Origin of the sequence: Fibrobacter sp. UBA7003, assembly GCA_002449765.1 — a bacterium.
In the GTDB taxonomy this organism is placed as follows: Bacteria; Fibrobacterota; Fibrobacteria; order Fibrobacterales; family Fibrobacteraceae; genus Fibrobacter.
In genome coordinates this window covers 138,260-158,046 of the sequence record DJXN01000010.1, presented here as the reverse complement: position 1 = coordinate 158,046, position 19,787 = coordinate 138,260, and the positions used below count along the sequence as shown (strand labels likewise).

18 protein-coding genes are annotated in these 19,787 nt (G+C 51.7%); 13 read left to right on the top strand and 5 right to left on the bottom strand.

What is annotated here, in order from left to right; all coding sequences use genetic code 11:
• The first annotated feature begins 1 nt into the window (after window position 1).
• Window positions 2-1,027, top strand: a complete 1,026-nt coding sequence (locus B2952_RS07285) for a hypothetical protein (RefSeq protein WP_290734602.1) — start codon at window positions 2-4, stop codon at window positions 1,025-1,027.
• Here the strand turns inward: B2952_RS07285 and B2952_RS07280 are convergent.
• Window positions 935-1,600, bottom strand: coding sequence for a hypothetical protein (locus tag B2952_RS07280; RefSeq protein WP_290734604.1), 666 nt, complete (start codon window positions 1,598-1,600; stop codon window positions 935-937). The two genes, B2952_RS07285 and B2952_RS07280, sit on opposite strands and share 93 nt — an antisense overlap.
• Window positions 1,601-1,688: 88 nt before the next feature.
• On the opposite strand from B2952_RS07280, the gene B2952_RS07275 reads away from it, so the two are divergent.
• The 3 genes from B2952_RS07275 to B2952_RS07265 are packed head-to-tail and all read left to right on the top strand — an operon-like array spanning window position 1,689 to window position 3,725.
• A complete protein-coding gene (locus B2952_RS07275) occupies window positions 1,689-1,871 on the top strand; it encodes a hypothetical protein (RefSeq protein WP_290781551.1) in 183 nt (60 codons plus the stop codon).
• A gap of 7 nt (window positions 1,872-1,878) precedes the next feature.
• Window positions 1,879-3,126 (top strand): GTPase HflX, encoded by a 1,248-nt coding sequence (gene hflX / locus B2952_RS07270; protein ID WP_290726595.1) that lies wholly within the window; start codon window positions 1,879-1,881, stop codon window positions 3,124-3,126.
• The gene (locus B2952_RS07265) at window positions 3,123-3,725 is read left to right on the top strand and encodes a phosphatidylglycerophosphatase A family protein (protein ID WP_290734608.1); all 603 of its coding nucleotides are present in this window, start codon (window positions 3,123-3,125) and stop codon (window positions 3,723-3,725) included. Before hflX ends, B2952_RS07265 begins: the two co-directional genes overlap by 4 nt.
• On the opposite strand, the gene B2952_RS07260 is transcribed toward B2952_RS07265, so the two are convergent.
• The 3 genes from B2952_RS07260 to fabF form a co-directional block, all read right to left on the bottom strand.
• Window positions 3,722-4,300: a fibrobacter succinogenes major paralogous domain-containing protein gene (locus B2952_RS07260; RefSeq protein WP_173381814.1), complete on the bottom strand. Its 579-nt coding sequence runs from the start codon at window positions 4,298-4,300 to the stop codon at window positions 3,722-3,724. The two genes, B2952_RS07265 and B2952_RS07260, sit on opposite strands and share 4 nt — an antisense overlap.
• A 9-nt stretch (window positions 4,301-4,309) precedes the next feature.
• Window positions 4,310-5,263 carry a DUF2279 domain-containing protein gene (locus B2952_RS07255; RefSeq protein WP_290734611.1) on the bottom strand — a complete coding sequence of 318 codons (954 nt, stop codon included), beginning with the start codon at window positions 5,261-5,263 and terminating at the stop codon, window positions 4,310-4,312.
• Window positions 5,264-5,335: 72 nt separating this feature from the next.
• Window positions 5,336-6,565: a beta-ketoacyl-ACP synthase II gene (gene fabF / locus B2952_RS07250; protein WP_290734613.1), complete on the bottom strand. Its 1,230-nt coding sequence runs from the start codon at window positions 6,563-6,565 to the stop codon at window positions 5,336-5,338.
• 179 nt (window positions 6,566-6,744) lie between these two features.
• Between fabF and orn the strand changes: the two genes are divergently transcribed.
• The 6 genes from orn to carB all read left to right on the top strand — a co-directional run bounded on the left by orn (window position 6,745) and on the right by carB (window position 16,121).
• A complete protein-coding gene (orn, locus tag B2952_RS07245) occupies window positions 6,745-7,290 on the top strand; it encodes an oligoribonuclease (protein ID WP_173365658.1) in 546 nt (181 codons plus the stop codon).
• A 4-nt stretch (window positions 7,291-7,294) separates the two neighbouring features.
• Window positions 7,295-8,719 carry a penicillin-binding transpeptidase domain-containing protein gene (locus B2952_RS07240; RefSeq protein WP_290734615.1) on the top strand — a complete coding sequence of 475 codons (1,425 nt, stop codon included), beginning with the start codon at window positions 7,295-7,297 and terminating at the stop codon, window positions 8,717-8,719.
• Between the two features lie 42 nt (window positions 8,720-8,761).
• Window positions 8,762-9,640, top strand: coding sequence for a prolipoprotein diacylglyceryl transferase (lgt, locus tag B2952_RS07235; protein WP_290730316.1), 879 nt, complete (start codon window positions 8,762-8,764; stop codon window positions 9,638-9,640).
• Window positions 9,641-10,040: 400 nt separating this feature from the next.
• Window positions 10,041-11,165: a glutamine-hydrolyzing carbamoyl-phosphate synthase small subunit gene (gene carA, locus B2952_RS07230; protein WP_290734617.1), complete on the top strand. Its 1,125-nt coding sequence runs from the start codon at window positions 10,041-10,043 to the stop codon at window positions 11,163-11,165.
• A complete protein-coding gene (locus tag B2952_RS07225) occupies window positions 11,165-12,865 on the top strand; it encodes a CTP synthase (RefSeq protein WP_290734619.1) in 1,701 nt (566 codons plus the stop codon). Before carA ends, B2952_RS07225 begins: the two co-directional genes overlap by 1 nt.
• A complete protein-coding gene (carB, locus tag B2952_RS07220; protein ID WP_290734621.1) occupies window positions 12,858-16,121 on the top strand; it encodes a carbamoyl-phosphate synthase large subunit in 3,264 nt (1,087 codons plus the stop codon). The genes B2952_RS07225 and carB overlap by 8 nt, the downstream gene beginning before the upstream one ends.
• 81 nt (window positions 16,122-16,202) lie before the next feature.
• Here the strand turns inward: carB and B2952_RS07215 are convergent, their stop codons facing one another.
• Window positions 16,203-17,342, bottom strand: a complete 1,140-nt coding sequence (locus B2952_RS07215) for a hypothetical protein (protein ID WP_290734623.1) — start codon at window positions 17,340-17,342, stop codon at window positions 16,203-16,205.
• 514 nt (window positions 17,343-17,856) lie between these two features.
• Between B2952_RS07215 and B2952_RS07210 the strand changes: the two genes are divergently transcribed.
• From B2952_RS07210 to B2952_RS07200, 3 genes are all read left to right on the top strand, one after another.
• Entirely contained in the window at window positions 17,857-18,933 is a 1,077-nt protein-coding gene (locus tag B2952_RS07210; RefSeq protein ID WP_290734625.1) for a SurA N-terminal domain-containing protein, read from the top strand.
• A 272-nt stretch (window positions 18,934-19,205) separates the two neighbouring features.
• Window positions 19,206-19,379: a hypothetical protein gene (locus B2952_RS07205; RefSeq protein WP_290734627.1), complete on the top strand. Its 174-nt coding sequence runs from the start codon at window positions 19,206-19,208 to the stop codon at window positions 19,377-19,379.
• 25 nt (window positions 19,380-19,404) lie between these two features.
• Window positions 19,405-19,785 (top strand): zeta toxin family protein, encoded by a 381-nt coding sequence (locus tag B2952_RS07200; RefSeq protein ID WP_290734629.1) that lies wholly within the window; start codon window positions 19,405-19,407, stop codon window positions 19,783-19,785.
• The last annotated feature ends 2 nt before the right edge of the window (window positions 19,786-19,787 follow it).

Sequence of the window (19,787 nt, the reverse complement as noted above, 5' to 3'; positions counted from 1 at the left end):
GATGATTTGCCCCAAATGCAAGCGAAAATACGAAGACGACATGCCCAAGTGCCTCTGGTGCGATGCACCGAACCCGAACTACGGAGCGGAAGATTCACCGGAAAACGAATCCGAACCTGAAATCAAGCCCGAAATTAAGGCTGAAACGCCCAAGCCCGAAACAGAACCCGCAAAAGGACACCTCCATCACAACTCAAAGGAGCCCGGCCTTAAAATATTCTGGCTAGCACTCCTTCTCGGTTTTACCGGTTTACACTGTACTAACAGCGGCAGAACCCTTCGCGGTGCACTTTACCTGGTTTTCGGTGGACTGTTTTACAAAATGGTCTACCTCATCTTTCAACATAACGGGATCACGATTCCTGCCGCGGTATGCGCTGTCGCCTTTGCCTGCAGCGCTGTCATTGTATTCCTTTTCCTGAAGGACTTGTGGAAAATCTCACTCGGCAAGTACAGGAACCGAAAGACCGGCAAAAAATACGAGTCCAAATCATGGATGCCCGCATTGGCTCTCATTTTCACAATTTCCCACGTCGTGATGTTGAATTATAACGGATATACCACCTACGAGATTGTATGGAACAACGGTGAACGAGTTTCCGCCAAGATGAAACTGGCAGTCGAAGACTACATGCTTGCCCAAAAGAATTATTTTGAGCAGACCGGCAAAATCGGCGACGTAAAGGCGATCCGCTACATGAGCGGATTCGTCAAATGGAACGGACAATTCCTATACAGAATGGACGGGAAAGGTCTTGAAGTCACGTACATGTCGAATTACCACTGCCCGTACAACACTATATGGCAAATTCTCCCAGTCATCCACAACGGCACGCTCGATTGGGAAATCAATCTCCCCGAAAACAGCCGGTGCAACGAATTTGCGCACCAACTCGTGAGCCTCAAGGAATCCCTGAGCAACGTGCCCAAGGAATCAGAGCCCGCCGCAAGCACGCCCGAGCTTGATAAAGGCGTTGACGGGGTCGGCGTAGTTCCAGATACCACCCAGCACGGAGATTCCCTGTAGGGGAAGTTTCTTGATATCGTCCAGGTTCTCGTGATCGATGCCCCCGAAGGCAATGACCTGCGGGGGTATGTTTAGTTCAGGCATTTCGCTGGCCGTGTCGTGCGCGGCGAGTTTATCAGTAATGCACGCGATGCCGAGTGTTTCAATCGGCTCATAGACGGATTGCGGCTGGAAAACGGGCCCGACAAGCGCACCAGCCACCCACTCCGGCATTTTTTTGAGCTGCTCAAGGTTGCGACAGACTGCAATGCAGTTCACGCGCTTCCATCGTTCCGGGACATCTTGCGCAAGGAGGGCGGCATCGCACACGCATCCGCGCACTTCCAGGCGCTCCGCCATATCGGGAGTGCCGCGCACCCAGATGCGGTCGCGATATTCCATCGGGAGAGCCATGAGCCAGCGTTCATACTGCGCTTCGGTCGCATACCGTATTGCACCGCCAGCCAGGTCCTGTGCGGACCCCGGCACGCGCTTCTGGAGAATGAGCCTCGTGAGCCCGCGCTTGAACATCTCCTCGATGTCATCGAACTCCGAGGAAAAATCGTCGAGGCATGTCGAAAGCCAAAGCCGCATGACACGAATATAGTTTTTTGCCCGCAACGGAAACGCACCGGAGATGCGCGCGAGCATCGAGATTTATTATATTCTGCGCATGGCCGATATGAACGACAAAAATATTCAGGACAAGAATGCGCTAGACGCAGCCAGCGCATGTCCGCAGGATAGCAATGCGCCGGGCAACAATGCGCCGGATTTCGCGAAACTCGCCGATGCCGCCTCGCCCGAAGGGAGCAGCATCAACAGCGAGGACTACTGGTTCCTGAAACTGAACGGGAACTGCTAAAGGCGCAATGAGAGAACCCGCAGAACATAAACAGGAAAAAGAACGCTGCATCCTCGTGGGGATTTCGACACCCAAGGTGCGCCCGTGGCTTGTCTCCGAACAGATTGCCGAACTGGGCCGCCTTGCCGAGACTGCAGGGGCGATTGTCACGCGCAGCTTCTTACAGCGCGTTCAGAACTTTAGCCCGGCGACCCTCATCGGCGAAGGCAAGGTAAACGAGGTCAAGCGCGCCCTCGAAGAAGATAACGCAAAGATGGTCGTTTTTGACGACGATCTTTCGGGGTCGCAAGTGCGCAACCTGGAACAGCGGCTTCCGGGAATCAAGGTACTCGACCGCACAGGACTTATCCTCGACATCTTTGCGAAGCATGCCGTGACAGCGGAAAGCCGCCTGATGGTGGAAGTCGCACAGCTGCAATACATGATGCCGCGGCTCACCGGTGCGTGGACGCACCTATGCCGCCAGCACAACGGCGGCATCGGCACCAAGGGGCCGGGTGAAACGCAGCTCGAAACCGACCGCCGCATGATCCGCAAGCGCATCCAGGAACTCAAGAAGAAGCTCGAAAAAATCGAGGAGGCGCGCGAAAGCCAGGCCGAAAACAGGAACGACATTTTCCACGTGGGTATCGTCGGCTATACGAACGCGGGCAAGTCGACCCTCACAAACCGTCTGACCGGCGCGGACGTGTATGTAGAAGACAAGCTGTTCGCCACCCTCGACAGCACCACCCGCAAGCTTTACCTCGATGGCGAAAACATCATCCTCTCCGATACAGTCGGGTTTATCCGCAAGCTCCCCCACAACCTCATCGAGACTTTCAAGAGCACCCTCGGGGTGGCAGCGCATGCCGACTGCATTCTGGAAGTCGTCGACGGGAGCGCGCCGGATTACCGTGAACACCTGGAAGTGACCCACAAGACGCTTGAAGGCATCATCAGCAAGGTAACTCCGCGCATCCGCGTGTTCAACAAGGCGGAAATCTGCGACGAGGCCCGCCGTACCGAGCTCTTGCAGAACTATCCCGAAGCCATCCAGGTGAGTGCGCGCGAGAACATCGGCATGGAGCGCCTGCGCGACGCTTTCAAGACGCAGCTTGCCGCCTGGAAAAAGAAACGCGAGGCCCAAGCCTCCATAATCAAGGAGAACGTCGATTCCCCCTGGCCGCTCCACCCTGCCGAAAGCGTTACGGACAGGAGCCTAAACAGCAAGCGCGACGAGAACTGGCGAGAACCCGGGATTTACGAAGTATGAACAAGGAAGAACTGAAAGAAAAATACGGGAAGAAGCGCGTACCGCACGAATGGCGCAAGACGGACTGGTTTACCACGCTCATCGTGACATTCTTCGGTTCGGGAATGAGCCCGAAGGCTCCCGGCACCATGGGAAGCCTCGCCGCGGCGATTGTCGCCTACCCCATGGCAGTTCTGGCATGCAGACTGTTTGAATTTAAATCCGACGTTTTTATCGGTGGCGAAATATTCGGCCTGTTTATAAACCTGTTTTTCCTGGCCGCCGCCCTTGTCGTGTTCTTTGCTGCAATCCCCTTCGTGAACAAGGCGATGAAGGATACCGGCACCGAAGATCCCGGCTGGATTGTCATCGACGAAGTCTGCGGCATCTTTATGGCGCTCGCCTTTTTACCCAGCAACTTGATTGTCGAATACCCCTTCTTCCTGGCCATTGCTTTCGGGCTGTTCCGTTTCTTCGATATCCTCAAACCGCTCGGAATTCACAAGTTCGAAAAATTTCCTGGAGCCTGGGGCGTGATGGCGGATGACCTGTTGGGGGGCCTCTATGCAGCTATCCTGCTCTGGCTCGGAACAATGATTGCCTTTCTCTTAAGTTTCTAGTAATCCTTGAGGCAGCGAACGGAATACATGTTGCTGCTCACGTCGAATTCCATCCTGAAATCTCCGGGAGGCTCAAGATGCCAGCCGTAAGCATCTCCGTCTTCGGTCGTAGAACTCCAGAAATGTGCGGAGACACCCAGTTCCACAAATTCGTCGGTCGCCTTGCCCGCAGGTACCACGTCGAACCCGTAACGGTCGCTGCCATCCCACTTGTCGCGGGATTTTAAACTCATCCAGGCAGCTTCCTTGCCGTCGCTATCCTCGATAAACGTGCGGAAGCGTTTCCATTCGTCGTTCTCGGGCAGATGCCATCCCGAAGGGCATGCTTTATTTGCCATCTCGAAATTGTATAAACGCCCGTACTTCGCGCAGTTCTCGTTCTTGTTGTCGTAGCAGGCGCTCCCCTTCACGTTGTACGCGAGGTTTTCCGCCATCCATATGCGGCTCCCGATAACAACCGTCCTGTAGGTCTTGCCGTCACGGCTGTCACGGAACGAGCCCGTCTGAGGCAGGGCAATCGCGAATGTCGCACCAAGTAAAAGCGAAATGCAGGCAACTTTAGGGATGCAATTCACGCGAACCTCCTAGAACTTTATCGGATAGAGTAAATACCAGTTAAATTCCGGATAAACTTGGATTGCCGGGGCCGGCAGCTTGAAGTAGTTCAGGTACTTGATGAGTGTGCGGGCCCAACGGCTCTGCGGGCGGAACGCTTCCAGGTCATAATCAAGCGCCAAGTAGACTTCGCGGTGCCTGTCCTTGTCTGGAGCATGGTAGTCCATCGCCGTTTCGTTGATGCTCAGGCCCGCAGCAAAGGCTAGCCAGCTCGGATAATACTTCCGTGCACCAGCAGGCAGCAGGCGGTAGGGCTTGAACGATGCCCAGAATGTCTGGTTCACATAGTCATCGGTAAAGACGGCATCGCCACGGTGAGTTGTCTTGTCGTAAAAATACGTAGAATTTATCCAGTAACTCCACTTAAGATCTACGTACTTGAATATAGGTACATAGCGTTCCGCCATTGGCAAGAAACCGCCGAGGGTTCCCGACAGCACGTCAAAAATGCTGAACCCCCATGCAGGCGAATAGCCATCCTTCACATCGATTGCGATATGCGTCGCCATCGCGGAAAGGCCTGCATACAAATAGGACTGGAATTCCGAAAGGCCTGACCAACGGTATCCTTCATAGAAAGTTTCACCGAGAACCACGCCAGCCGCAAAATGGCCAAATTTATCCAGATTCAGCGCATACTTGAAATCGTTTTCAAAGTGAAAATGGCTAGAATCATTGTCCCACCAACCCTTCGCAAACACGAACACGTAGGCCGCCGCATACGAAGAAAGAGCAAGTCCGCCGACAGTTCCCACCTTCCACCACGAAATTTCCGACTTGATATCGACGGAATCCTCGCTACGGTAATCCCATGTGGAATCGCGCCAAGTAGGCGGATCATAAGGGGCCGCCTGCGTGGACTGCACAAGGCAAACCAGCAAAATAGCCACAATTGCGAGGGATTTTGGAAAGGAAAACTTCACTTTATTAAAGATAGAAAAGGAAAACCCCGCCTGAAGGCAGGGTTTTCTCGCAAAGTTGCATATAGCCAACAATTAGTCGCGGGCCAAGAGAAGCACGCTGTTCTGGCCACCGAAGCCGAAGCCATCGGACAGGGCGTACTTGAAGTTGTGGCTCGTGTTCTTGTTCGCGCAAACATCGAGGTGGATGCGTTCGTCCTTGTTGAACACGTTCGTCGTAGCATGAATCATCTGGTTCTGCAGAGACTTCACCGTGATGATGGCCTCAAGGGCACCGGCAGCGCCGAGGGCGTGGCCGATCATGCACTTGGAGGAGTTGATCTTCAGGGAATCGGAAGCACCGAACACCTTCTCGAGAGCGGAGCATTCAGCCACGTCGCCGAGCGGGGTGGATGTACCGTGGGTGTTCACGTAGCCCACTTCCTTCGGGGAAATGCCGGCATCGCGGAGCGCCATCTCGATTGCGAGACGCACGCCCTCGCCGTCTTCACGCGGAGCGGACATGTGGTGGGCATCGGCGCTCATGCCGACTGCAGCGATGCGGGCAAGGATGTTCGCGCCGCGCTTCTTGGCGTGAGAGAGGCTTTCGAGCACGAGAATGCCGGAGCCCTCGCCCATCACGAAGCCGTCGCGGTCCTTGTCGAACGGACGGGAAGCCGTTGCCGGATCGTCATTGCGCTTGCTCAAGGCATGCATGTTGGTAAAGCCGGCCAGGGCGAGCGGGTTCACCGTCTCGTCGGTACCGCCGGCCAGCATGATGTCGGCACGGCCAAGACGAATGGCGTCAAAGGCGGCTGCGATAGAATGGTTGGAGGTTGCGCAAGCAGAAACCACGGCGAAGCAGGGGCCCATCCAGCCGGTGCGGTTGGAAACTTCGCCGGCGGGCATGTTGGTAATCGACATCGGGATGAAGAACGGAGAAACACGGTTCGGGCCACGGGTGCCCCAGGTAACCGCGTTGTCGGTGTAAGTGTTCATACCGCCGATACCGGCACCGATAATCACGCCAGAGCGGGACGGATCTTCGGCTTTCGGGTCAATTCCGGCATTCTTCAAGGCCTGGAAAGCGGAATAGACTGCATATTGGATGCACTTCGAGAACCTGGACTGGTCGCGAGCGCTGAAGAATTCGGAACCGTCGAATTCCTTGACCGCAGCCGCAATTTGGACCGGCAAAGCGGAAACATCGAACCTGTCGATTTTTGCGACGCCGGACTTGCCCTGCAGAAGGCTGTCCCAGAGGATGTCGGGAGAATTGCCAAGGGCCGAAACACAGCCCATACCAGTGATAACTACTTCTTCCATAGTGTGTTCCTGTATAACAAATTAACGAAGCCGAATATAGCAAATAATTTTCTTACAATAAAGTGTTTTATTTCTCATTGGGGGCGTTGCTTGACGAATTACAAAAATAGGTGGACAAATGGCATAAAAAAAAGTATGTGAGACGCCTTGTTCACACAAAAAACTAAATTTAACGCGGTATGACAAAAAAGAAAAGTTCTAGAAACCTGGTCTGGATGGACCTGGAAATGTCCGGTCTTGACCCTGAAAAGGACGTTATCCTCGAAATAGCCACCATCGTCACCGATGCGGAACTCAACATCCTAGCCGAAGGGCCCGTCGTCGCCATACACCAGAGCGAAAATGTGTTTGAATCGATGGATGAATGGAACTCCTCGCACCACACTGCAAGCGGACTCGTGGACCGTTGCCGCCATTCCAGGTATTCCGTCTCCGATGCCGAGAAAGTGACTCTCGACTTTATCAAGCCCTTTACCGAAAAGACAAAGAACGTGCTGTGCGGCAATTCCATCACGCAGGACAGGCGTTTCCTGTATAAGTACATGCCCGAAATATCGAACTGGCTATGCTACAGGAATATAGATGTCAGTTCCATCAAGGAACTCTCGTTCCGCTGGTACCCTCAGCTTGCCGAATTCCAGAAGGAAAAACGCCACGAGGCCCTGAACGACATCCGCGAAAGCATCGCCGAACTCGCCTACTACCGTAAGACCATTTTCAAGTAAATCGATGAAATATTACTACGACCCCCAGAATCGACTTCCCTACAAGAAAAGATTACGAAACCGTTGCATCGCTATCGCCATTTTTGTTGCAGCCTGCGCCCTGATTGGCTCGTGCATATTCAAGAACGACGAAAAGGCGACGCAACCGAGAGGATTCGTCGTAAACGGCAATGATCTTACGGCGACATCCAAAGAATGGATCAAGGACACACTCCGTGTGGATTCTTCCATCATCGATTCGCTCAAGGAAGCGCACCGAGCAATCAAGGTGAAGGATCCATTAACCGAATCCGCTGCCAAATCTTTGATAATAGGCGACGCAAGGGCTACGACGGAGGCCGCTCCGGAAGCAAGCAATTCTACTGCCATCGATACAGCGGGGACGTCGATACCCGAAAACGATCTTGTAGATTCAGTGCATATCAAGAAGCAGAAGGACCTGTTCCTCGCCCAGAAAATCGACAACATGCTCCGGCGTTTCAAGCCCATGTACGGAGTCGTCCTTGTCGTAGATCCCAAGAGCAACGAGATTATCGCCTGGGGTGAAACGAAGGATTACAAGGTCCAGAACGAGCCGGATTTTTTCGTGAAGAACACCTTCCCTGCCGCATCGCTTGCAAAGACGATTACCATTGCCGCCGCCATGGACGCAAACCGTTACTCGCTCAACACGCCCGTCCCGATGCTCGGGGCCAGTCACACGCTCTACAAGCGGCAACTGCGCGTCCCCGAAAACTATCATGGCACAACCATCAGCCTCGCCGACGCCTACGCGAAATCCGCGAACCCACCCCTGGCGCTCATTGGCATGGACATCGGTGCAAAGCGCCTCCGCGAAGCGGCCAGGAACCTCGGCTACAACATGAACTTCCCCGGCGGGATTCCCGGAAAGTCTTCGTACGCACCGCCCGACACGGGATACGGGCTTGCCGAGGCTAGCTGCGGCTTTACGGAAGCGACAACCCTCACCCCACTCCTTGCGGCCGCACAGGTCCGTTCCATCCTTACCAAGAAACCGCTCGAAATTCCATGGGCAGAAAACATCGCCCCCTACGCGCCCAAGAGCCGTATCGCGCTCGACGTGAAAAAATTTAACGAAAAAACCTACTACGGGCTGCGCATGGCGATGATTCGCTCCATCACGAACGGGACCGCCAGGAAACAGATTTCGACGCGCAACATGGCCCGCAAGAATTTTGCGGCTCTCGATATCGGCGGAAAGACCGGCTCGCTCGATGGCCAAGATCCCCACGGTCGCTACGAATGGTTCATGGGGTTCGCTCAGTCGAAGGAAAACCCGGACAAGGCCGTCGTCGTGGTCGTGATGCAGGTGCACGACCTGCAGGGCTACCGTTCGCAGCCGGCAACGCAGGTTGCCGCGATGATTATGAATTATTGGGCGCATCAGAACCTTTGGCCCCAAAAATAACCTGCTTACTATACTAGATTTTAAATAAAAGATGAGGATTTTATGGAACCTACCTGGTGGAATTTGATACCGACCTACTTTGACGGAATCGCATTTACAATACCGCTCCTCAATTTTCAGGTTCACTGGTACGGCGTGATGTATATTTTCGCATTCTTCACCGCCTACTTAACCATGTGGAAAATCAACTCGAAGGAAAACCTCGGATACACCAAGGAACAGTTCGACAACCTGTTCATGTGGGCAATCGCGGGAATCCTCATCGGGGCGCGCCTCGGCTACGTTTTCTTCTACAAGCCAGGCTACTACCTCGCCAACCCGACCGAAATACTCATCCCGATGACTCACGACGCCCTCGGTTGGCATTTTACGGGAATTGCAGGCATGAGCTACCACGGGGGACTCATTGTCGGCTTGATCTTTGTTGTCATTGGTATGAAACGTAACAAGATGGACGTGTGGAAAACCCTGAACCTTTGCTTTTTGGCGGCCCCCCTCGCCTACACCTGGGGCCGTTACGGCAACTTCATCAATGGTGAACTTTTCGGTGAAGTTACCACCAGCGGCATCGGCATGTATTTCCCGCTTGCACACGACAGTCCTGTCACGAACCCGATTCTGCACCACCCGAGCCAGCTCTACGAGATGCTTTTCGAAGGAGTCATCCTGTTTGCGGTTCTCTACAACCTGAGACGCATTCCGCTGCTCAAGGACAAGATGCCCTGCCTCTACCTGATGGGCTACGGCTTGTTCCGGTTCTTCATCGAGTTTTTCCGCAGGCCCGATGCGCACCTCGGACGCGTCGACCTGTTCGGCATGAGTCGTGGGCAAACTCTCTGCAGCCTGATGATTATTACTGGGCTTGTGTGGTTGATTGTCTTGATTTATAGGCAAAAGAAGCTCACACAAAAAGCCAATTAAAAAGCGCGACTTCCGCCTTATTGTGTTTTACATTTTTTGTAATGCACTTTTGCGTTTTGGAAAGAAAATGTAAAAGATTTGGCGTTTTCGGGCAAATTTCGCGAAAAATTTTCTCTTTTTATACCTTACCAGCGTATTTTGATTATGCTAATTTTTGGTTCCGATGAAAAGGAATATTGAATATCGGATTTTTCTTACCCCCGTTTTTAATCGTCTTTATCGTTTGGCAAAAGCTTCTGGCTTTTGCCTTTATTTTTATTCATACAAAGGAGATCCCCACCTTGGTGGCCATGCGCACTAAACAACAAGTTGTTAAGTGCTGTCCGCCCGCCTACGCGGGGATGACAATAAAAAGGGCTGGTTTAATACACAAGTTTAACACTGCTTATGCGAGTAAACTATGAACAATAAATTCAACTGGAAAGCGAAACGCGAGAAGAAAGCGTTCTTGGCATTGGCGGATGGCGCCGTGTTCCACGGGTATGCCTTTGGTAGTGCTACCGATACCGTCGGCGAAGCGGTATTCAACACCGGCATGGCGGGCTACAAGCAGATTTTGACTGATCCCTCCTACGCGGGCCAGTTCGTAGTGTTCACTACGGCAGAAGTCGGCGCATACGCCGCAAACCTCGAGAAGTCCGAATCTCGCGACGTGTTCCTGAACGGCATCGTCGTGAACTCGCTGGACGACGTGAGCAAGGAGATTGGCGAAGAGAGCCTGCACGACTACATGCTCTCCCACAAGAAGCCGGGCATTGCGGGCGTGGACACGCGTGCACTCACCATCCACCTGCGTGACCATGGCGCACAGAAGGCCTACCTGCACGTAGACGGCACCGAGATGAGCGAAGCCGACGCCATCAAGAAGGCGCAAGAATGGGAAGGCCTCGACGGTCAGGACTACGCAAGCAAGGTGAGCGACCCGAACGGTTACGAGTTCAGCACCGAAGGCGACCTGAACGTTGTCGCGCTCGATTTCGGTATCAAGACGAATATTTTGAGGAACCTCGCCGCACAGAACATGAAGGTGACGGTCCTTCCGATCAACGCCACCTACGAACAAATTATGGCGAAGAATCCGGATGGTGTATTCCTCTCGAACGGCCCTGCCGACCCGAACAGTCTCCCGCAAGTCGCAGCCGTCGTCAAGCAACTCCTAGGCAAGGTCCCGCTGATGGGCATCTGCCTCGGTAACCAGTTGCTCGGTCTCGCTCTCGGCGCGAAGGTTTCCAAACTCAAGTTCGGCCATCACGGTTGCAATCACCCGGTGAAAAACTTGAAGACCGGCGCCGTGGAAATCACGAGCCAGAACCACAACTACGCCATCGAAGAATCCAGCCTCCCCGCGAACGTGGAAATCACGCACATCAACCTAAACGACAACACCGTCGAGGGCATCCGTCACAAGGAACTCCCCGCGTTCAGCGTGCAGTACCACCCGGAATCAGCTCCGGGCCCGAACGATTCCTACTACCTGTTCGGTGAATTCAGACAAATGATTCTTGACTTCAAGGGAGCAAAATAATGACGAAGGCCGCTCCCAAAAAACAGACCAAGTACATCTTTATTACCGGCGGCGTGGTCAGTTCCCTCGGTAAAGGCATCACCTCCGCATCGCTCGCGCTGCTGCTCAAGAGCCGCGGCTACAAGGTGTTCATGCAAAAGCTCGACCCGTACCTGAACGTGGACCCGGGTACCATGAGCCCTTACCAGCACGGCGAAGTATTCGTGACCGACGACGGATACGAAACCGACCTGGACCTCGGCCACTACGAACGCTTTGCAGGCGTGCAGTGCTCCAAGGCATCAAGCTACACTTCGGGCCGCATCTACTCTTCCGTGCTCGCGAAGGAACGCGCAGGTCACTACCTGGGCGGCACCGTGCAGGTGATTCCGCACATCACGAATGAAATCAAGGACGCCTTCCGTTCCGCTGCCGAAAGCGGCGCAGACATCGTGCTCTGTGAAATCGGCGGTGTCGCTGGCGACATTGAATCCCTCCCCTTCCTGGAAGCCGCAAGGCAATTCCGTTTTGAAGTCGGCGTCGAAAACACCTGCTTTGTCCACCTGGTTCTCGTGCCCTACCTCAAGGCTGCCGGCGAACTCAAGACGAAGCCCTCGCAGCACTCGGTTGCCGAACTCCGCAACATCGGTATTTTCCCGGACATTCTCGTGTGCCGTACCGAAATGACAATCCCGCAGGATCACCTCGACAAGCTCGCGCTTTTCTGCAACGTGAAGCCCGAATGCGTCATCGAAGAAAAGGACGTGACGGATTCCGTCTACGCCGTGCCCCGCGAACTTTCCAAGCAGGAACTTGACCTCCGCGTTCTGGAACAGCTCCGCCTGAGCGTGCACCCCATCATCCACTCCGAATGGGACAAACTCGTCAAGAAGGCCACCCAGCCCAAGTACGAATGCACCATCGCGCTGGTGGGCAAGTATATCGCCATCCGTGATGCCTACAAGTCCGTACACGAAGCCCTGCAACACGCCGGCATGGAACACAATGCCAAGGTGAAGGTGGAATGTATCGAGGCCGAAGAACTCGAAAAGAATCCGAACCTCATCAAGAATGCTGACGGTATCCTGATCCCGGGAGGTTTCGGAAGCCGCGGCGTGAACGGCAAATGCGTAGCCATTCGCTATGCCCGCGAGCACAAGATTCCGCTGCTGGGAATTTGTCTCGGCATGCAATGCTGCGTGATTGAATTTGCACGCAACGTTCTCGGCTGGAAAGACGCCAACTCCACGGAATTCGACGAAAAGACGGCCCACCCGGTTATTGACCTGATGGACGAACAGAAGAACGTCACCGAAAAGGGCGGCACCATGCGCCTCGGCGCTTACCCGTGCAAGCTCATGAAGGATTCCAACGCGGCAAAGCTCTACAAGAGCGAAAAAATCAGCGAACGCCATCGTCACCGCTACGAATTCAACTACAACAGCGAATTCCGCGTCGCCTTGGAAAAGGCGGGTCTCAAGATTGCCGGTACATCGCCCGATGGAAAGCTCGTCGAGATGGTAGAAATCAAGAACCACCCCTACTTTGAAGCCTGCCAGTTCCACCCGGAATTCAAGAGCAGGCCCACGGCACCCCACCCGCTGTTCAGCGGACTCGTGAAGGCAGCTCTCGAACAAAAGAAAAAAGGTTCCGCGCAGGCCAAGTCTGCGCAGGCAAAACCGGCACAAAAGAAGAATTTGAATGGAGGCAAGAATGCCTAAGCGTACCGACATCAAGAAGATTATGCTCATTGGTTCTGGCCCGATTGTGATTGGCCAGGGCTGCGAATTCGACTACTCCGGCGTGCAGGCCTGCAAGGTGCTGCGCCGTGAAGGCTACGAAGTGGTGCTCGTGAACTCCAACCCGGCCACCATCATGACCGACCCCGAAATGGCCGACCGCACCTACATCGAGCCGCTAAGCGTTGATATTCTGCACGAAATCATCCGTCGCGAACGCCCGGATGCTCTGCTCCCCACACTCGGTGGACAGACCGCTTTGAACCTCGCCATGGAACTCAACGAACGCGGCATTCTCGACCGCTACCAGGTGGAACTCATCGGCGCAAAGGCGCAGTCCATCCAGCGCGCCGAAGACCGCCACCTGTTCAAGGATGCCATGCTCAAGATCGGGCTTGACCTCCCCCGCTCCGGTTCGGCGCACTCCATGAGCGAAGCGACCGCTATTGCCCACACCATCGGAAGCTGGCCGCTGATTATTCGTCCGGGCTTTACCCTCGGCGGCACGGGCGGCGGTATCGCCCACAATCCCGAAGAATTCGAGACCATCGTGAACCGCGGTCTTGACGCATCGCTCAACAACGAAGTCCTTATCGAAGAATCGCTGCTTGGCTGGAAAGAATTCGAAATGGAAGTCATGCGCGACAAGAAGGGCAACGCCGTTATCGTCTGCTCCATCGAAAACCTGGACCCCATGGGCGTACACACCGGCGACTCCATCACGGTCGCCCCGATCCAGAGCCTTGATGACCGCGCCTACCAAGCCATGCGTGACGACTCCCTGAAGGTCATGGAAGCCATCGGTGTCGAAACTGGCGGATCCAACGTGCAGTGGGCAATCGAACCCAAGACCGGCCGCCGCATCATCATCGAAATGAACCCGCGTGTAAGCCGTTCTTCTGCTCTCGCCTCCAAGGCTACGGGCTTCCCCATCGCAAAGATTGCAGCGCTGCTCGCCGTGGGCTACACGCTCGACGAACTCCGCAACGACATTACGCAGACAACCCCGAGCTGCTTTGAACCTGCCCTCGACTACGTTGTCGTGAAGGTCCCGCGTTTCACGTTCGAAAAATTCCCGAAGGCTGATTCTACGCTCGGCACCCAGATGAAGTCTGTGGGCGAAGCGATGGCCATCGGTACGAACTTCAAGCAGGCCATGCAGAAGGCGTTGCGTTCCCTCGAAACGGGTTTCGGCGGATTCGGCGCCTGCGCCAAGTGTGAAAAGTTCAAGGAATACGACGACGAAACCCTCGCCAAGGAAGTCGCCCGTCCGAGCGCCGAGCGCATCTTCGTGCTGCACGAAGCATTGCGCCGCAAGTGGGGCGTTGAGAAGTTGTACGAGCTCACAAAAATTGACCGCTATTTCCTCCGCCACCTAGAAGAACTAGCCCTCTACGAAGACGAAATCCTTTCCGCAGGCTCACTTGAAAACCTCGCAAAGGACTTGCCGCTCTTCCGCCAGGCCAAGGAACTCGGCTACAGCGATATCCAGATTGGTTACCTGTTCCACAAGACTCCCGAAGAAGTCATGGCGGTGCGCAAGCAAATCGGTCTTGTTCCGAGCTACTACTCCGTAGATACATGCGCCGGCGAATTCGAAGCCATCACGCCGTATTACTACAGCTGCTACGCCGAAAATTCCGAGCCCGTCCGCGAAATCCCGGGTCACGGCCACAAGAAGAGAATCATGGTGCTGGGCGGCGGCCCGAACAGAATCGGTCAGGGTATCGAATTCGACTACTGCTGCTGCCACGCCGCCTTTACGCTGCGTCGCGAAGGCTACGAAGTCATCATGGTGAACTCGAACCCCGAAACGGTTTCCACCGACTATGACACTTCGGACAAACTATACTTTGAACCGCTCACGCTCGAAGATGTGATGGGCATTTACGAACGCGAAAAGTGCGCGGGCGTCATCGTGCAATTCGGCGGCCAGACTCCGCTGAACCTCGCCATGCGTCTCAAGAAAGCCGGTGCAAACGTCGTCGGCACGAGCCCCGAAGACATCGACCTCGCCGAAGACCGCGACTTCTTCAAGCAGCTGGTTGACAAGGTCGGCATCAAGCAGGCAGAAAGCGGCATTGCCCACAACGTAGAAGAAGCCCTCGCCATCGTCGAGAAAATCGGCTACCCCGTTTTGGTGCGCCCGAGCTTCGTTCTCGGCGGCCGCGGCATGGTGATTGTCTATAAGGAAAAGTACCTCCGCAAGTTCGTGGAAGAAGCCGCCGCTATTGGCGAAGGCAAGCCCATCCTCATCGATCGCTTCTTGGAAGACGCCACCGAACTCGACGTGGACTGCATTAGCGACGGCAAGCACACCGTGGTAGGCGCCATCATGGAACACGTGGAGCCCGCAGGCATCCACTCCGGCGACTCCGCAAGCGTGATTCCGCCCATGACGCTTTCGCAGGAAATCCAGGACAAGGTCCGCGCCTACGCCAAGGAATTCGCGAAGGAACTCCACGTTTGCGGCCTCATGAACATGCAGCTCGCCGTAAAGGACGGTGAACTCTACATGATCGAAGTGAACCCGCGCGCCTCCCGTACGGTGCCGTTCGTCTCCAAGTCCATCGGCGTGCCGCTTGCCAGCTACGCAAGCCGTTGCATGCTGGGCGAAACTCTCGAACAAATCGGCTTCACCGAAGAAGTCCATGTGCCCTATGTGAGCGTCAAGGAAGCCGTGTTCCCCTTTGTCAAATTCCCAGGTGTCGATATCACGCTTTCTCCGGAAATGAAGTCCACCGGCGAAGTCATGAGCATCGATCGCGACCGCGGCCTTGCCTACCTCAAGAGCCAGCTTGCATCGGGCAACAAGGTCCCGAGCCAGGGCAACATCTTCGTCTCGCTCAAGGACGAAGACAAGCAGAAGGCTGTCCCGCTCATCAAGCGCCTCGTTGACATGGGCTACCAGATTTACGCCACCCGCGGAACCTCGACCCTCCTCTACAACGAAGGCATCAAGACTCGCGCCGTGTTCCGTATCTCCCGTGGCCGCCCAAACCTCCTGGACCTCATCCACGACAAGGAAGTCCAGTGGATCGTGAACACCACCGAAACCGGCGCCGAAGCCATGGTGGACGAAATCCAGATGCGCTCGAAGGCTGTGGTGTCCGGCATTCCTATCACCACGACCATCGCCGCCCTCACCTCTACCGTGGAAGGCCTCATGGACAAGCACGACTTCGGAAGATTCGAAGTCTGTAGTTTGCAAGAGTATCACAGGCACGTGAAGAAGTAAGACGGATTGTCATGCCGGACCCCATTCCGGCATCACCTTTTTTAGCAATGCACCTAAGGAAAATTCTTAGGTGCTTTTGCATTAACAATCTACCAAAACCTGCATCAATGTAGGTTGCCCTGTCTTTTTCAAGCCTTCTTTAATATAGACTAACGTTCTTTTGTTTTGTAAAAGTTCAAATCTTAATATCAAATCTTTACTTTCATTCAGCCGTTTACTTCTAACATAATCATAATCTTCGCTTAAATAGCCACAATAACTTCCTATTTCACGCAACGCAGCAATAGCAGAAAGTTCTTTCAATGTAAATTTCTTAGATAATTTGCTTATTTCTGTAGTATATTCTTCAGAAGTAAAGGGGAATTTATTATTTCGAAAATTCTCATACACCTTTCTAAAGTAGCGAAGTCTTTTTACAGATAGATCCTCAAGAGCAATCTCTTTTCCAAAATATGAGGAAAATTCCCGGTGGGTCTTTATTTTATCTATTACTTTTGAAAATTGATTAGCCGATAGACTGTATTGCGTTTTAATTTCTTCTGCTATTTTATCAAAAAGTGACTCACGATTCCAAGGTAGTGTCGGCAATTTTTGGGCAATTTGTTGTAGAACATCTCTTGACAAACCGCAAGCAACAGTTTCAACACGATATTCTTCGTTTAAGCAATCATTAACCGTATCTAACAGATCTAATTGTTCTGACATTTTTGAAAATTGATCCGCAAAATCCCCCAAATTTATACACCCTTGGTCTTCTAAATGTTTCTTCATTCCATTATGAAATAAAGGGAATCTAAAAGTTTCGGCAGAATCATCTATTTCATAATAATCAGAAACAAAATCTTCAACACACTCAACAACTTCTTTATATCGTGGTTCAACAGCACTTAGTACCTTAATTTTATTCATCAACTCTTTGAGTGAATGTGTTTTCAAATTTTTTTCAGCACAAAATTTTGGATTCAAAACTTTGTTAAAAAAATCTAGATATTCAATCGTCGATTTCAATGATAACTCAATATAATGGCGGGCGTTGTAAACGATCGGATAAACCAAAATATCCAAATATGCGCTATTTCTAAGAGCTTTTTTTAATAAAATTGCTGTGGATTCTTTATAACCAGAAGCATATGTCCTAATTGATGCACCGCCATTTTCTCCTACACATGCATTATATGTAGGATTACTTGAATTGAATGTTTTATTGCAAACCTGAGTCATTTTGTCTCCATAACATTTTCACACTTAGATCCGAGGTTGGCTTTGCCCGTTAGGAAAAATCATTCATAATGAGTTTCATCAAATAAAATACATTTTATCCCTAAAAAGCCAAATACGATTCTAGAAACAACCGTTAAAAAGCGATTTCCAATCGTTTTCTTGATGTTTTCCCTCTAAAACACTAATACTCCTTAGGTTTATAAGTTATTTTTTATGGAAAAGAGTTTTGTCTCTTGTTCTCTACCTGAAATTCAGCAAACTTCATGTTTCCGAGAACAAGGCGAACGCTCACGCATGCAATGGCGTTAGTTATTGCATCGCTTTGTGCATTCCTAGACGCAATTCTAGGATTGTTGCATTGTGCCCTTTATGGGGCGTGGGTCGTGCGTTTATCGGAAACAGGCATGCTGAGCCTCAGGTAGATAGACGTTTCGACTCACGCCTTTTTGCATTCTCCAAACAGGTGTGTTTTTGTAAAGCAAGGACAGACTTAGACTTTAACGTTGGAGTTGTTATGAAAAAAAGCCTATGCCTATTCCTAGTCGCTTTATTATCTGCGGCTTGTAGCAATCCCTACTACAAATTTTATCAGGGAAATAAATACGAACGAAAAAAATCTTGCGAGTATCTAGGTTCTATTTCATCATCTAACGAATTGCAAAAGTTAACAGATGAAGGCTATAGTGTTATGGGGGAAAGTAGTTTTACCTCTACGGGAAACGAATATAGTGTAGACAAAATGATTTCTGCATGTAAGGCAGTAGGCGCTGATGCGGCTGTCATTGTTAGACCTGAGTACCAAAGATCAGAAAATGTCATGCGAACTTATTATACCTATCAGCCGGGACAGTCATATACGATAAACACATCAACTCAAATATCAGGTGGGTACACAGGCAACATCTATGGACGTTATAATCAGGTAGGTTCATATAATGGAAATTTTTACGGAACAGACAATACCCAAACAAAAATGCGCTCAGAAGGTCATCTTGAAGCACATCCTTATATGACAACAGCTGACAGATATATTTATAGGGCTTTTTACTTAAAGAAAAGTCACTATAATAGAAAATTTCAAAATAAGAGATATAATCTTGAAAACAAAAAAGAACCTGTAATTACAATCGGTCAAACCAAAATTTACGCAGACAACATTGAAGAATTAGCAGAACTTTTAGAAGCACAACAATCTCAACATCCACAAACTAAGGCAACAAAAACGCAACTGCGTCATGCCGTTGTTGACAATTTGGTTGGACAAGAACTTGTGAAGCAAGAATGCGAAAGACAGGGAATAACCGTATCCTCAGAACGCGTAGAATTGTTGATTAAACAATTCAAATCTCAGTATAAAAGCGAATACGATTTTCAAAAGGCCCTTGAAAAATCTAATAACACCATGGCCCAATTCAGAAAAAGGATAGAAGATCAGCTGAAAAGCGAAGAACTGTTAGGAAAAGAGGTGCCTTATGAACCCGAACACGATAGATCCATTAGACTTAAGAACTATTTAAAAAAATTAGGAAAAGAATATGAGGTTCGTTATCTTGACGAAAGGTATATGCCCCCTGATGCTATAGGGTTGTAAGCTTCTTATTTTTCGGACAAATAATTTTGCGTTAGGGATAGTGACCCCTTGGGGCAGCGCTGTGGCGCCGTTGCAAGAGCGGCGCGGGCGTGCCGCAGGTGCGCACGGGGCGCCTTGCAATATAGCCCGACCGCACATATATGTGCGGGAACGCCCATATAATCCCTCCTGGAAGCTGTTATAATAGCCTTTTCTAAGCAGAAAAGGCTCAAAACTTGCGTTTTTGCCCCTAAAAAACTATATTAGGAGTATTACGGCATCAAGGAGCCCCTATGACAACGACAAAAAGCATTGATTCTTACAGATTGACGGACTTGGAAGAGCCGACCGATGAAATGCTTGCCCAAATTATGAGGGAAGCTGCCGAAGATGCCCGCAAGGCCAATGCAGACGCCACCAAGCGTTTTTTCGACGAAATTGAAAAAGCAGCCGCGACCAACCGTTAATTGCAAGTCCTGGCGTGAAGAATCTTTGAAGAACCATAAAAGTCTTATTTTTGAGTCAGTTTTTTCTTCTGATGAAAAAGTCGACTTTGTTTGCCGTGCGAAACAGCAAGGTTATTTCATCCGTTTGTTTTTTGTCGCGACCTCACACCCGTCCATCAATGCCGCTAGAATTGCAAAGCGAGTGATACAGGGCGGTCATGACGTCCCGATTTCCAAGATTATTTCCAGATACCAGAAATCCATTTTCAACTGCAAGAAGATAATTCCTTCGGTGGATCGTCTTTATGTCTATGACAATTCGGTAGAAGACCAGGACGCTTCGCTTTTGTTCAGATTGTCGGATGGAAAACTGGTTAAAAGCTACACAGACAACATTCCTCAATGGGCGATGACGATACTCAAATAGCG

Coding starts and splice junctions, on each gene's coding strand:
- hflX (WP_290726595.1), top strand. CDS start 1,879: ATGAGAGAACCCGCAGAACATAAACAGGAAAAAGAACGCTGCATCCTC.
- carA (WP_290734617.1), top strand. CDS start 10,041: ATGAACAATAAATTCAACTGGAAAGCGAAACGCGAGAAGAAAGCGTTC.
- B2952_RS07210 (WP_290734625.1), top strand. CDS start 17,857: ATGAAAAAAAGCCTATGCCTATTCCTAGTCGCTTTATTATCTGCGGCT.
- lgt (WP_290730316.1), top strand. CDS start 8,762: ATGGAACCTACCTGGTGGAATTTGATACCGACCTACTTTGACGGAATC.
- fabF (WP_290734613.1), bottom strand. CDS start 6,565: ATGGAAGAAGTAGTTATCACTGGTATGGGCTGTGTTTCGGCCCTTGGC.
- B2952_RS07215 (WP_290734623.1), bottom strand. CDS start 17,342: ATGACTCAGGTTTGCAATAAAACATTCAATTCAAGTAATCCTACATAT.
- B2952_RS07285 (WP_290734602.1), top strand. CDS start 2: ATGATTTGCCCCAAATGCAAGCGAAAATACGAAGACGACATGCCCAAG.
- B2952_RS07205 (WP_290734627.1), top strand. CDS start 19,206: ATGACAACGACAAAAAGCATTGATTCTTACAGATTGACGGACTTGGAA.
- B2952_RS07240 (WP_290734615.1), top strand. CDS start 7,295: ATGAAATATTACTACGACCCCCAGAATCGACTTCCCTACAAGAAAAGA.
- carB (WP_290734621.1), top strand. CDS start 12,858: ATGCCTAAGCGTACCGACATCAAGAAGATTATGCTCATTGGTTCTGGC.
- B2952_RS07275 (WP_290781551.1), top strand. CDS start 1,689: ATGAACGACAAAAATATTCAGGACAAGAATGCGCTAGACGCAGCCAGC.
- B2952_RS07265 (WP_290734608.1), top strand. CDS start 3,123: ATGAACAAGGAAGAACTGAAAGAAAAATACGGGAAGAAGCGCGTACCG.
- B2952_RS07225 (WP_290734619.1), top strand. CDS start 11,165: ATGACGAAGGCCGCTCCCAAAAAACAGACCAAGTACATCTTTATTACC.
- orn (WP_173365658.1), top strand. CDS start 6,745: ATGACAAAAAAGAAAAGTTCTAGAAACCTGGTCTGGATGGACCTGGAA.
- B2952_RS07280 (WP_290734604.1), bottom strand. CDS start 1,600: ATGCGGCTTTGGCTTTCGACATGCCTCGACGATTTTTCCTCGGAGTTC.